Origin of the sequence: Nocardia sp. NPDC052316, assembly GCF_044547795.1 — a bacterium.
Classification (GTDB): Bacteria; Actinomycetota; Actinomycetes; order Mycobacteriales; family Mycobacteriaceae; genus Nocardia.
On record NZ_JBIUBB010000001.1, the window covers coordinates 1,019,866 to 1,032,018 of the forward strand.

Consider the following 12,153-nt stretch of genomic DNA (forward strand, 5'->3'; position numbering starts at 1 on the left):
GCACGTATGTCGATGACGAAGGGCTCGAACGTCCCGGTGCCCACGGCCGCCGTCCGGATCGAGCTCGGCTGGCAGAGCGGTCCAGGGGTGCCCGACGCCGACGCCTCGGCGCTGCTGCTGGTCGCCGGAAAGGTGCGGACCGACAACGACTTCGTCTTCTACAACCAGCCCGCGCATCCCTCCGGCGCGGTCCGGCACGAGGGTAAGCAGCAGGGGCCGACGGTGCTCGATGTGCTGTCGGCCGACCTGAGCCGGGTCGAACCGGAGATCGACACCATCGTCATCGCGGCCTCGGCGGACGGCGGCACCTTCGGCCAATTCCACGGCCTCTACGTCCGTCTGGTGGATCCGGCCGGCGGCGCGGAGGTGGCACGGTTCGACAGCACCGGCGCGACCACCGAGACCGCGTTCGTGCTCGGCGAGCTGTACCGGCGGCAGGGCGCGTGGAAGTTCCGTGCGGTCGGGCAGGGGTACGCCGCCGGATTGGCCGGTCTGGCCACCGATTTCGGGATCTCGGTCGACGACGCCCCCGCCCCCGCCACCCCGCCTGCCGCACCGCACCAGTTCACGCCGCCGCCACCGCCCGCCGCGCCGCCGCACCAGTTCACCGCGCCGCCACCACCGCCCGCGCCCACACCGCAGTACGCCCCGCCGCAACCCCAGTTCATGCCGCCGCCCAACCCCTACGGCGCACCTCCGCAGGGCGGTATGCCGCCGAATACCGGTGCACCATCGAACTTTTCGTCGCACCCCGATCCGCAGCAACCACCCGCCCCGGGGGCTCCCGTCAACCTCAGCAAGATCTCGTTGACCAAGGACGCGCCCTCGATCTCGCTGACCAAGCAAGGCGCGACCGGCGGCGTGATGCGGATCAACCTGAACTGGTCCGGCAACGCGGCCCCGCGGCGTGGCTTCGGCAAGCGCAAGGCCGGCCTCGACCTGGACCTGTGCTGTTTCTGGGAGCTGACCGACGGGACGAAGGGCTCCATCGGCCCGCTCGACGGCTTCGGCTCGCTGCACCAGGCGCCCTACATCCAGCTCGACAAGGACGATCGGACCGGCGCGGTCGCGGCGGGCGAGAACCTCGACATCAACCTGGACCACACCGCGAAGTTCCGCCGGATCCTGGTGTTCGCCTCGCTGTACGAGGGCACCGATGATTTCCGCGGTGTCGAGGCGACGGCCACGCTCTACCCGGTCGGTTCGCCGCCGATCGAGATGTCGGTGAGCGGGTGCACCGACAATTCACGGGAGATGGTGCTCGCGTTGATCGAGAACGTCAACGGCGAGTTCGTTGTTCAGCGGCAAGGCGTGTTCGTCCGGCCGCCCGCGCGGCGCCCGCTGTGGGGCAAGATGGAGGTCGACAAGGCTTACCGCTGGGGTCTCGAGTGGGGACGCAGCGCGGGGAAGTAGACCTCAGGCCGCGTCGAGCTGTTCGAGCAGCCGCCGCGCCTCGTCACGCAGCGCGTCCAGATCACCGGGCCAGCCGAGCACCCGCAGCGCCGCCTCGGGGATGGTCCGCGCCGCGGCGGCCGGCGCCGCACCCTCGTCGGAGCGGATGCTGATCACCGTCTCGACCAGCCGGAACGGCAGCGCCTCGGCGCCGGCGATACCCGCCCCACCGGCCTCGGCCAGCACCTCGGCCGCCAAAGCCTCGTAGTGCCCGCGCAGTTCGTCTCGGCGCAGCCGGAACGTGGCGAACCGCTCGGTGCGCAGCTCCGGAAGCAGGTACAGCGCACCGAGATTCCAGCGTGCCGCGCAGAGCTGGCCGACGTCGAACCAGGCCAGCGCGTAAAGGCGGGCAGGCGCCGCCGCCGACACGCTCCCCAGTCGTTCGGCGAGTTCCAGTGGGGCAGCTATGGTTTCGGCAAGCAGCGCATCGAGGATGTCATCCTTGGCGGCGAAGTGGTGATAGAGCGATGCCTGACGGATGCCGACCGCGTCGGCGACCACACGGGTGGAGGTGTTCGCGTAGCCATTGGTGGTGAACAGCTCCCCGGCAGCGTCCAGGATCTCGGCGCGCGGCGTCTGGCCGCGACGGCGTCGCTGCTCCACACGAGGACGGCCGGGGCCGAGGTTTGCCACAAGGCCCATTCTGGCAGGTATCCGCTGGACCGATCCGCGACGGTCGGCTCCCCGGTAGGTCGCGGCGAGGTTTCTGTCACTTGATAGAAATCTCGGCAACGCAGAAGTAACCGGGGTTACCGCAAGTGATACACGCGGGTCACCGAAAGCGCGATCGCCGCCGCAAAACTGTCATCTGATAGGTATTGGCCGCTCGCCGAAGGACCCTCATGGCCACAACGTTCGCCCCCGCCCCTCCGCCCGACACCAGCCGCGACGGCGCCGATCTCGCCCGATTCGGCTATCAGCCCGTGCTGCGGCGCAAACTCGGCCGCTACGCCTCGTTCGCCGCGGGCTTCTCGTTCGTCTCCATCCTCACCACCATCTTCCAGTTCTTCGGCTTCGGCTATTCGTTCGGCGGCGCCGCGTTCTTCTGGACCTGGCCGATCGTGTTCGCCGGACAGTTCCTCGTCGCCCTGAATTTCGCCGAATTGGCTGCGCGCTACCCGATTTCGGGCTGTATCTACCAGTGGTCGCGTCGGCTGGGCGGCGAGCTCGTCGGCTGGTTCGCGGGCTGGATGATGGTGATCGCGCAGATCGTCACCGCGGCTGCGGCGGCGATCGCGCTGCAAGTCGTGCTGCCGTCGATCTGGAGCGGGTTCCAGATCATCGGCGCGGACACGGCACTCACGTCGTCGTCCGGTGCGACGAACGCGGTGCTGCTCGGCAGCATCCTGCTGACGATCACGACAGCGATCAACGTGCTCGGCATCGACCTGATGTCGCGGATCAACTCGATCGGCGTCACCGTCGAGATCGTCGGCGTACTCGCGATCATCGCGCTGTTCTTCACCCATACCGAGCGCGGGCCCGGCGTGGTGTGGCAGACCGATCAGGCCGTGCCCGGCGCGTACTGGGCGGCGTTCCTGGTGTCCGGGCTGATGGCCGCCTACGTGATGGTCGGCTTCGATTCCGCCGGTGAGCTTTCCGAGGAGACCAAGAATCCGCGCCGGGTCGCGCCACGCACCATCCTGGCCGCGCTGTCGGTCTCCGCGCTCGGCGGCGGACTTCTGCTGCTCGGTGCGCTGATGGCCGCGCCGAGCCTGTCCGACGGTGCGCTGGCCACCGAGGGGCTGGCCTACGTGCTCACCGCCAAGCTGGACAGCCCGGCGGGCACGGTGCTGCTCGGCTGTGTCGCGGTGGCGATCACGGTGTGTACCTTGGCCATTCAGACGGCTGGCTCGCGGTTGATGTTCTCGATGGCCAGGGACGGGAAGTTGCCGTTCGCCCGGCGCCTCGCCACGGTGCACCCACGGTTCGGTACCCCGGTGCTGCCCGCGGTGGTCATCGGGGTGCTCGGCATCGGGCTGCTGGTGCTCAATCTCGGCAATGCCGCGATCTTCGCGACCCTGGCCAGCGTGTGCATTGTGACGCTGTACCTGGCGTATCTGCTGGTCACGGTGCCGCTGCTGGTGCGGCGGAGCACAGGGATGCCCGCGGACGAAGCGAGCGAGGCCGGACTGTTCAGCCTGGGCCGCTTCGGCACTCCGATCAACGCGCTGGCCGTGCTGTGGGGTATCGCGATGGCGGTGAACCTGGCTTGGCCACGGCCCGAGGTGTACACGCCCAACGGCGGCGGCTGGTGGATGCTCTGGGCCGCACCGCTGTTCGTGCTGCTGGTGGTCGCCGTCGGGGTGGTAGTGCACTGGTTCGTCGCACGCACGCCTGGCACCGCCGAAAGCCCGGAACCCGCAACAGAATCCGCCTGACACGGTGGCGCGGTGGTGGTGCCGGCCACCACCGCGCACTTGCTGCCCGCCGAGTAGCGCAACGGAGCGCTTGCGGCGGCGAAGTCCGAAATCGGTGCGAGCGCCGGCGAGTCCGCAAAGGCCACGAGTGCTCGACCCGGATCCTGCGAAGGAGCTGACGATGACGAACACCGCATCCACCACGGGCGCCCGAGCGCATGCGCGCTCGCTGGCCGCCGCGGCGGCCACCACGGCACCCGACCTGCCCGACGGCGTCGAGGCCACGAGAATCACTTTCGCCCAGCGCATTCCGCGAGCTGGATACGCGAATATCGTGCTGGGACGCGGTACTCGGGTCCGGCTGTCCGATCCGGCCGGGGCCGCGTGCGCGCATCTGCTGCTGGTGCGGGCCGATGCGCCGTGGGAACGGCTGAATGTCGCTGACACGGTCAAGGTGCCATGGCAGGCCTACCTCGGCGACGGCCATCCGCTGCTGTCCGACCAGGGCCGCATCCTGGCCACCGTGCTCGCCGACACCTCCGGTAAGCACGACGCCCTGTGCGGGCCGACCGCCGAGGCACGACAGCTGCTGCGCCTGGCCGGCGCCAAACATGGTCTCCAGCCGCGCGATATCGGGCCGACGGTGTCGTTCTTCCGTGGCGTACGGGTGGCCGCCGACGGCGCGCTGACCGGCACCGGCAGCGCCGCACCGGGCGCCTCGGTCGACCTGCTTGTGCACCTACCGGTGATCCTGCTCGTCGCCAATGCCGCGCATCCGCTGAACGACCGGGCCGCAACGGATCTCGATGTCGTCGCGTGGGCCGCACCGGACGAGCTCACCGCCGCGCACAACAGCGACCCGGAATATCAACGGGCCGTGCAGAACACCGAGACGGCCTGGGCGGCCGCCCGCACGCTGGAGGTCGGGAAATGACCAGGCAGATCGTGCTCGACGAGACCGTCCCGGCCCGCGCCCCCTGGTCGGCGATCGTCAAGGCAGGGGAGCAACTGGAGATCATCGATCTGCACGGCAACCAGGCGGTGGATTGCCTGCTGTACTCGGCGGCCGACCACACCGAGCGCTACAGCGCGCAGGCCACCATCGCCGCGCAGCGCAACATCTTCCTCACCACCGGCAGTGTGCTGCTGACCGACACGGGCACCGCCCTGATGACGGTGGTCGCCGACGAGGTGGGCAACCACGACACCATCGCGGGCGCCTGCTCCCAGGAGTCGAACACCCTCCGCTACGGTCACCACACTCGCCATCAGCATGCCTGCGTGGAGAACTTCCTCACCGCCGCGCTGCAATGGGGCCTGGGTAAGCGCGACCTGGTGTCCAACATCAACTGGTTCATGAACGTCCCGGTGGAACCCGACGGCACCCTCGGCATCGTCGACGGATTGTCCGCTCCCGGAAAGAAGGTGACGCTGCGGGCCGAGATCGACACGCTGGTCCTCGTCTCGAACTGCCCGCAGATCAACAATCCGTGCAACGGATTCGACCCCACCCCGGTGCGGATGGTGGTGTCGAAATGACCGTCACCGACCTATCCGGCGCCGCCGTGCATCCGGTCCGTGCCGAGTGCGCGGCGGCGGCCACCGCACCCGTGCCGACGTCCGTCGAGGTCATCCGCCCCGGAATGCTGACCACCGTGCAGGATTGGCCGGGACGAACCGGGTACTGGCACGTCGGCGTCCCGCCGTCGGGGCCGATGGACGATCTGTCGTTCCGGCTCGGTAATCGGGTGCTCGGCAATGCCGAGGGCGCGGCCGGGCTGGAGTGCACCCTCGACGGTCCGGTGCTGCGGTTTTCGGCGGCCACCTGGGTATGCGTCACCGGCGCACCGATCGAGGTGACGGTGAACGGTGTGCCGATCGAACAGTGGCGGACCACGCAGGTTCCGGCAGGAGGCGTACTCGAGGTCGGTGCCGTGCGCGGACCGGGAATGCGCTGCTACGTGTTGGTCGCGGGCGGCATCGAGCTGCCCGAGTATCTCGGCAGCACTGCGACGTTCACCCTCGGCCGGTTCGGCGGCAGCGCGGGCAACGCCCTGCGGGCCGGGGAGGTGTTGACGCTCGGGCCACCGCACGCACCGCTCGCGACCGCCGTCCCGATGGACGACCAGCCGGTGCTCGCCAAGCGCTGGGAGCTGGCCGTGACCGAAGGCCCGCACGGCGCACCGGAATTCTTCACCCGCGCCGACTTCGACACCATCATCGGCACCGACTACTCGGTGCACTTCAACTCCGACCGCACCGGCGTCCGGCTCGTCGGCCCGAAACCCGACTGGGCCCGCACCGACGGCGGCGAAGCGGGACTGCACCCGTCGAACATCCACGACACCCCGTATTCGGTCGGCGCACTGGACTTCACCGGCGACACCCCCATTTTGCTCGGGCCGGACGGCCCCAGCCTCGGCGGTTTCGTCTGCCCGGTCACCGTGGTGGCCGCCGACCGGTGGAAGCTCGGTCAGCTCGCACCCGGCGACACGGTCCGTTTCGTGCCCATCCGCAGCGATCGCGCCGCGTCGGTGCGCGATCTCGGCGTCGGGCGCCGCGCCTGCTGGCCGACCGTGCTGTCCTCGGGTGGTGACGGCGACGACGGAGTACTGCGCCGCACCGAGGTCGACGACGAGACCGGCGTGACCTATCGCCGCGCGGGTGACGACGCCGTCCTCGTCGAATACGGCGCTATGACACTGGATCTCGGCCTGCGCGCCAGGGTGCACGCCCTGCATCAGCACCTGCTCGCCGCGCGGGTACCCGGCGTGACCGAGCTGACCCCGGGCATCCGCTCGCTGCAGATTCGCGTGGACCCGCACATCCTGCCGGTGCCGACGCTGCTCGACCTGCTGGCCGAAACCGAACGGCACCTGCCCGCCGCCGACCAGCTCGTGGTGCCGAGCCGCACCGTGCACCTGCCCTTGTCCTGGGACGACCCGGCCACCCGCGAGGCCATCACCCGCTACATGCACGGTGTCCGCGCCGACGCCCCGTGGTGTCCGTGGAATATCGAGTTCATCCGCCGCATGAACGGATTGGCGTCGGTGGCCGACGTCTACGACACCGTCTTCGGCGCCGAGTACCTCGTCCTGGGCCTCGGCGATGTGTACCTCGGCGCCCCCGTCGCCACGCCGATCGACCCACGGCATCGGCTGGTCACCACCAAATACAACCCCGCGCGCACGTGGACCCCGCAGAACGCGGTCGGCATCGGCGGTGCTTACCTGTGCATCTACGGCATGGAGGGCCCCGGCGGCTACCAATTCGTCGGTCGCACCACGCAGGTCTGGAATCACCACGCGGGCCCGCTCCCCGGCCGCCCCGGCGCGGACCGGCATCCGACCGGTGCGCAAACACCATGGCTGCTGCGCTATTTCGATCGAATCCGCTGGTATCCGGTCGAGGCCGACGAATTACTCGACCTGCGTGCCGATTTCGCCGCGGGCAAGGTCCGGGTGACCGCCGAGGACGGCGAGTTCCGTCTCGCCGACTACCGCCGCTTCCTCGCCGCCAACCACGAGTCGATCAGCGGCTTCCGTGCCGTGCAGGCGCGGGCCTTTGCCGCCGAACGCGACTCGTGGCGGCAGACCGGGGAACTCACCGCGGGTTAGCGCTGGTCACCAGCCGAACAGCTCCGCCATGTCGATCGCATCGTCGTCCCACGCGCGTTCGATCGCGTCGCGTTCGGCCGACGGGAGCTCGGGCGACCACCCGCAGCGGCGCCAGAAGTCTTCCCGGTGTTCCTGAGTGAATGGTCTGGGTTTGTCCATGGGCTGCACCTCGCCGACGGTCCTGCCCCAATTGTGGGCCCGCTCCGGCGACGACATGCCGGAACAGGCCCACCGACTTCGTATTTCAGCGCAGCTCGCGGAAGAACTCGCGGACATCGGTGGTGAGCAGCTCGGGCTCCTCCATGGCCGCGAAATGACCGCCGCGGTCGACATCGTTCCAGCGCGTGATGGTGTTCTCGGTCTCCGCGTACCGGCGGATGCCGACATCGTGCGCGAAAACCAGTGCGGCTGTGGGCACGCCCGAGTTCACCTTGGTCGCGCCCCAGGGTGCTTCCTGCGCGTAACCGACGTACGCCGACGACCCGGCGGTACCGTTGAGCCAGTACAGCATCGCGTTGGTCAGCAGCCGGTCCCGATCAATGACCTTGTCCGGGTCGACATTTCGCGGATGCGTCCACTCACGGAACTTGTCCATGATCCAGGCGAGCTGGCCGACCGGCGAGTCCACCAGCCCGTACGCCAGCGTCTGCGGGCGGGTCGACTGCACGGCGATGTAGCCGTACTCCTCCTGCATGAAGGCCTCGATCCGGCGGATCCGATCCTGTTCCACCGCGGTCAGGCTCGCCAGCTCCGCCTCGGACAGCGGCAGCGACGGGAACGGACCGGGACCGCCGTTGACATGCACGCCCGCCACGTGCTCCGGTGCGGTCCGGCCGACCTCGGGGCTCACCGCGGCACCGATGTCACCGCCCTGCACGCCGTAGCGCTCGTAGCCGAGCCTGCGCATGAGCTCGGCCCACGCCTGCGCGGTCTTCTCGACGGTCCAGCCCGCCTCGGTGACCGGTCCCGAGAAGCCGAAGCCCGGCAGCGACGGAATCACCAGGTGGAAAGCGTCTTTCGGATCGCCGCCGTGCGCCCGCGGATCCGACAGCGGCCCGATCACGTCGAGGAACTCGACCACCGAGCCCGGCCAGCCGTGCGTCATCAGCAGCGGCAGCGCGTCCGCTTCGGGCGAGCGAACGTGCAGGAAATGGATGCGCTGACCGTCGATCTCGGTGGTGAACTGAGCGTAGGAGTTCAACTGCGCCTCGGCTGCCCGCCAGTCGTATGCGGTGCGCCAGTAGTCGACCAGCTCGCGCAGCCAGGTGGTCGGCACGCCGGTGTCCCAGCCGTCGCCGGGCAGCGGTGCGGGCCAGCGCGCGCCGTCGAGCCGAGTGCGCAGGTCATCGAGCTGCTGCTGCGGAATGTCGATGCGGAATTCGTGGATCTCGTTGCTCATGAAATAGACGATATGACCTACCTAGGACAGCTTCTGCCCTAGCTTTCCGGCAGACTGAAAAACATGTTGGAAACCTCCGCGCGACTGCTCCGGCTGCTGTCGCTCTTGCAGACGCCCCGCGACTGGACCGGCACCGACCTGGCCGAACGCCTCGAGGTCGACGTGCGCACGGTGCGCCGCGACATCGATAAGCTGCGCAACCTCGGCTACCCCGTGGACGCCACCCCCGGCGTCGCCGGGTACCGGCTCGGCGCGGGCGCGAAGCTGCCACCGCTGCTCCTGGACGACGACGAGGCGGTGGCGGTCGCCATCGGTCTGCGCACCGCCGCGGGCGGCACCATCACCGGCATCGAGGACAGCTCGTTGCGCGCGCTCACCAAGCTCGAGCAGGTGCTGCCGTCCCGGCTGCGCCACCGCGTCAGCCTGCTGCAATCGGTCACCGTCACGGTGTCGGCCGGCGGGCCGACCGTCGACCCGGACACGCTCACGGCGATCGCGGGCGCCATCCGCGACAGCCATCGCCTGCGCTTCGACTACCGAAGCCATGACGGCACCACCTCGTTGCGTACCACCGAACCACATCGCCTGGCGCACACCGGCCGCCGCTGGTACCTCATCGGCTGGGACGTCGACCGGGCCGACTGGCGCACCTACCGCGCGGACCGCCTGCGTCCCCGCACCCCGACCGGGCCGCGCTTCGCCCCGCGCGCGGCACCCGACGTCGACCTGTCCGGGTATGTCTCCCGAGGCGTGTCGAGTGCGCCGTACCGTTACTCCGCGAGCATCACCCTCGGCGTGCCCGTCGAGGTCGCCGCCGACCGGATCGCCCCCACCGTCGGCGTAGTCGAGGCGGTGGATGCCGAAACCTGCTTGCTTCGAACCGGATCCAATTCGCTCGACGAGTTGGCCGTCTACGTCGCCACGTTCGGATTCCCGTTCCGCGTGCACGAGCCACCGGAGCTGGTCACCCATATCCGCGAGCTCAGCGCCCGGCTCGCCGATTCGGTCGGCTAGCTCAGACGGCGATCACCGTCTTGCCCTGGGCGTGCCCGTCGCACACGTGCTGCACCGCCGCAGCCGCTTTCGCCAAGGGAAAGCTCTGCTCGATCAGCGGCCGGAGGGTGCCGTCGGCAGCCGACTCCGCCAAGAACTCGAGGTCCGCGCGGCGCGGACGCATCAGCAGCAGTGCGATCCGCTGACTCACGAACAGGTTGGCCAGCAGCACCTTTGCCATCCACAGCACCGGCCCCGCCCAGTTTCCGCCGGGTGCACCCGCCGAGGAGACGAAGACTCCCTTCGGGGCCAGTACTCGGCGGCAGTCCCGCAGGGATCGGTTGCCGATGAGGTCGAGCAGTACGTCGTACCGCCGCTCACCGACCGTGAAATCATCGGTGGTGTAGTCGATTACGTGGTCGGCGCCCAGCGCGCGCAGCACGCCGATATGCCGGGTGCTACACACGGCGGTGACCTCGGCGCCGAACGCCTTGGCGAGCTGGATCGCGAAGCTGCCGACCCCTCCCGAGGCCCCGTTGACGAGCACCGTCTGTCCGGCTCGCAGTCGACCGGCATCGCGCAACCCCTGCAGCGCCGTCATACCCGAATCGGGCAGCGCCGCAGCGGCTTCGATAGCAAGCCCATCGGGCACCCGGGCGAGCCGTTGCTCCGGGACACACACGTACTCCGCGAAGGCGCCCGCATCCGCCGCACCGAATACCGTGTCACCGGGCCGGAATTCGGTCACCTCGGCCCCGACCGCGACCACGTCGCCGGCGAGGTCGTGGCCGATGATCGGATCCTTGGGCCGCCGCAGGCCGAAGCCGAGCCGCAGCAGATAGGGCGTACCGGTGAGCAGATGGATGTCGCCCTGGCTCACCGACGCGGCCCGCACCCGGACCAGGACCTCGTCAGCGCGTGGGTTCGGCCGATCCACCAGCTCGGTCCGGAGCACCGCACCGGTTCCGTAGCGCGGCGCGACGATCGCCGTCATCGTGCGGGCATCGACTGTTGACTGCGGGCTCTGCGCCTCGGACATGGGATTTTCCTCGCGTGAAACGGTTACTTACAGCGTAAGTCCCTCGCTACGGACGGTACGCTTACACCGTAAGTCCGTCAAGAGAGGCGCCTATGCCCAAGACCGCCACCCACGGCACCTCGCGTGCGCCGCTCAGCCGGGCGAAGGTGCTGCACACCGCCGTTCGACTCGCCGACGAGCAGGGCCTCGCGGCATTGTCCATGCGCAAACTCGCCCAGACGCTCGGCGTCGAGGCGATGTCGCTGTACAACCACGTGACCAACAAGGACGACCTGCTCGACGGCGTCGCCGATCTGGTGGTCGCCGAGATGGGCACCCCCGAGGTCGACGGCGACTGGAAAGCGGCCATGCGCGCGCGGGCCATGCGCGCGCACGAGGTACTGCTGCGGCATCCGTGGGCGACCGGACTGATCGGCTCGCGGCTCAATGTCGGCCCGGCCATGCTGCGCTATGTGGACGCCACCGTCGGCTGCCTGCGTTCGGCCGGCTTCTCCTACCAGCAGGCCGACCGCGCCTGGAACGCGCTGGACAGTCACATCTACGGATTCACCTTGCAGGAGGTGAACTTTCCGCTGCGACCCGACGAATACGCCTCCGCCGCAGCACAGTTCCTGCCACGGATACCCGCGGATCAGTTTCCGTACATGAACGCGTTGGCACAGCTGGTCATCGACGGAAAACACTCGGGTACAGCCGATTTCACCTTCGGACTGAACCTGATCCTGGACGGCCTCGAACGACTCCTCGGCGAAACCGCCGACTGAACGTCACTCGACCCCCAGTGTCGCCTCGGGATTGGTGGCATCGCGAACAATGCGCAGCGCACCGATCAGCCCGTCGAGTTGCGCGGGCGTCAACAGCCCGGTGAACCAGCGCTCGACCGCGGCCACATAGTCCGGCAGCACCTGCGCGAGCCGCTGCGCACCGGATTCGGTCAGCACCGCATACGCACTGCGCCGGTCGCCGGGGTCGAGCGCCCGCTCGACCAGCCCGGACCGGGCCAGCCGATCGACCAGCCGGGTGACGCCGCTGGTGGACAGCGCCGTCTGGGCGGCCAGATCCGTCATGCGCAGCCGCCGATCGGGCGAACGACTCAGGCGCAGCAGCGCATTCATATCCAGCCCCGACAGGCCGTGCGTCTTCCACACCGGCGCCAACTTGGTGACCACCCCTTCGTGCGCCTCGAACAGCAGGCCCATGGTGGTCAGCCGGGGGTCGTCGAACAGGTCCGCATCCATGCCACCAACCTACCCCGAACTGATTGCTTCGCGGATAGTTGACACGAGGAATACT

General features: G+C 69.0%; 12 protein-coding genes. 7 read left to right on the top strand and 5 right to left on the bottom strand.

The window, feature by feature from the left end:
* The first annotated feature begins 6 nt into the window (after nt 1–6).
* Nucleotides 7–1,413, top strand: coding sequence for a TerD family protein (locus tag ACIHA7_RS04750; RefSeq protein ID WP_397285559.1), 1,407 nt, complete (start codon nt 7–9; stop codon nt 1,411–1,413).
* Between the two features lie 3 nt (nt 1,414–1,416).
* Here the strand turns inward: ACIHA7_RS04750 and ACIHA7_RS04755 are convergent, their stop codons facing one another.
* Nucleotides 1,417–2,085 (bottom strand): TetR/AcrR family transcriptional regulator, encoded by a 669-nt coding sequence (locus tag ACIHA7_RS04755; RefSeq protein WP_397285561.1) that lies wholly within the window; start codon nt 2,083–2,085, stop codon nt 1,417–1,419.
* A gap of 209 nt (nt 2,086–2,294) precedes the next feature.
* On the opposite strand from ACIHA7_RS04755, the gene ACIHA7_RS04760 reads away from it, so the two are divergent.
* The 4 genes from ACIHA7_RS04760 (at nt 2,295) to ACIHA7_RS04775 (ending at nt 7,429) form a co-directional block, all read left to right on the top strand.
* On the top strand, nt 2,295–3,833 hold the full coding sequence (locus ACIHA7_RS04760) for an amino acid permease (RefSeq protein ID WP_397285563.1): 1,539 nt from the start codon (nt 2,295–2,297) through the stop codon (nt 3,831–3,833).
* Nucleotides 3,834–3,993: 160 nt separating this feature from the next.
* The gene (locus ACIHA7_RS04765; RefSeq protein WP_397285566.1) at nt 3,994–4,746 is read left to right on the top strand and encodes a DUF1989 domain-containing protein; all 753 of its coding nucleotides are present in this window, start codon (nt 3,994–3,996) and stop codon (nt 4,744–4,746) included.
* On the top strand, nt 4,743–5,351 hold the full coding sequence (locus tag ACIHA7_RS04770) for an urea amidolyase associated protein UAAP2 (RefSeq protein ID WP_397285568.1): 609 nt from the start codon (nt 4,743–4,745) through the stop codon (nt 5,349–5,351). Before ACIHA7_RS04765 ends, ACIHA7_RS04770 begins: the two co-directional genes overlap by 4 nt.
* 71 nt (nt 5,352–5,422) lie before the next feature.
* Complete coding sequence (locus tag ACIHA7_RS04775) at nt 5,423–7,429, top strand: 5-oxoprolinase/urea amidolyase family protein (protein ID WP_397286514.1); 2,007 nt, start codon at nt 5,423–5,425, stop codon at nt 7,427–7,429.
* A 6-nt stretch (nt 7,430–7,435) separates the two neighbouring features.
* Here ACIHA7_RS04775 and ACIHA7_RS04780 read toward each other — a convergent pair whose 3' ends face one another.
* The gene (locus ACIHA7_RS04780) at nt 7,436–7,588 is read right to left on the bottom strand and encodes a hypothetical protein (RefSeq protein ID WP_397285571.1); all 153 of its coding nucleotides are present in this window, start codon (nt 7,586–7,588) and stop codon (nt 7,436–7,438) included.
* An 85-nt stretch (nt 7,589–7,673) separates the two neighbouring features.
* Nucleotides 7,674–8,828, bottom strand: coding sequence for an epoxide hydrolase family protein (locus ACIHA7_RS04785; protein ID WP_397285573.1), 1,155 nt, complete (start codon nt 8,826–8,828; stop codon nt 7,674–7,676).
* Between the two features lie 63 nt (nt 8,829–8,891).
* Between ACIHA7_RS04785 and ACIHA7_RS04790 the strand changes: the two genes are divergently transcribed.
* Nucleotides 8,892–9,842, top strand: coding sequence for a helix-turn-helix transcriptional regulator (locus ACIHA7_RS04790; RefSeq protein WP_397285575.1), 951 nt, complete (start codon nt 8,892–8,894; stop codon nt 9,840–9,842).
* Nucleotide 9,843: 1 nt separating this feature from the next.
* Here ACIHA7_RS04790 and ACIHA7_RS04795 read toward each other — a convergent pair whose 3' ends face one another.
* Nucleotides 9,844–10,860 carry an NAD(P)-dependent alcohol dehydrogenase gene (locus ACIHA7_RS04795; protein WP_397285577.1) on the bottom strand — a complete coding sequence of 339 codons (1,017 nt, stop codon included), beginning with the start codon at nt 10,858–10,860 and terminating at the stop codon, nt 9,844–9,846.
* 92 nt (nt 10,861–10,952) lie between these two features.
* On the opposite strand from ACIHA7_RS04795, the gene ACIHA7_RS04800 reads away from it, so the two are divergent.
* The gene (locus tag ACIHA7_RS04800; protein ID WP_397285580.1) at nt 10,953–11,624 is read left to right on the top strand and encodes a TetR/AcrR family transcriptional regulator C-terminal domain-containing protein; all 672 of its coding nucleotides are present in this window, start codon (nt 10,953–10,955) and stop codon (nt 11,622–11,624) included.
* A gap of 3 nt (nt 11,625–11,627) precedes the next feature.
* Here ACIHA7_RS04800 and ACIHA7_RS04805 read toward each other — a convergent pair whose 3' ends face one another.
* Nucleotides 11,628–12,098: a MarR family winged helix-turn-helix transcriptional regulator gene (locus ACIHA7_RS04805; RefSeq protein WP_397285582.1), complete on the bottom strand. Its 471-nt coding sequence runs from the start codon at nt 12,096–12,098 to the stop codon at nt 11,628–11,630.
* Nucleotides 12,099–12,153: the final 55 nt, after the last annotated feature.

Coding starts and splice junctions, on each gene's coding strand:
- ACIHA7_RS04800 (WP_397285580.1), top strand. CDS start 10,953: ATGCCCAAGACCGCCACCCACGGCACCTCGCGTGCGCCGCTCAGCCGG.
- ACIHA7_RS04795 (WP_397285577.1), bottom strand. CDS start 10,860: ATGTCCGAGGCGCAGAGCCCGCAGTCAACAGTCGATGCCCGCACGATG.
- ACIHA7_RS04790 (WP_397285575.1), top strand. CDS start 8,892: ATGTTGGAAACCTCCGCGCGACTGCTCCGGCTGCTGTCGCTCTTGCAG.
- ACIHA7_RS04765 (WP_397285566.1), top strand. CDS start 3,994: ATGACGAACACCGCATCCACCACGGGCGCCCGAGCGCATGCGCGCTCG.
- ACIHA7_RS04780 (WP_397285571.1), bottom strand. CDS start 7,588: ATGGACAAACCCAGACCATTCACTCAGGAACACCGGGAAGACTTCTGG.
- ACIHA7_RS04785 (WP_397285573.1), bottom strand. CDS start 8,828: ATGAGCAACGAGATCCACGAATTCCGCATCGACATTCCGCAGCAGCAG.
- ACIHA7_RS04805 (WP_397285582.1), bottom strand. CDS start 12,098: ATGGATGCGGACCTGTTCGACGACCCCCGGCTGACCACCATGGGCCTG.
- ACIHA7_RS04760 (WP_397285563.1), top strand. CDS start 2,295: ATGGCCACAACGTTCGCCCCCGCCCCTCCGCCCGACACCAGCCGCGAC.
- ACIHA7_RS04750 (WP_397285559.1), top strand. CDS start 7: ATGTCGATGACGAAGGGCTCGAACGTCCCGGTGCCCACGGCCGCCGTC.
- ACIHA7_RS04770 (WP_397285568.1), top strand. CDS start 4,743: ATGACCAGGCAGATCGTGCTCGACGAGACCGTCCCGGCCCGCGCCCCC.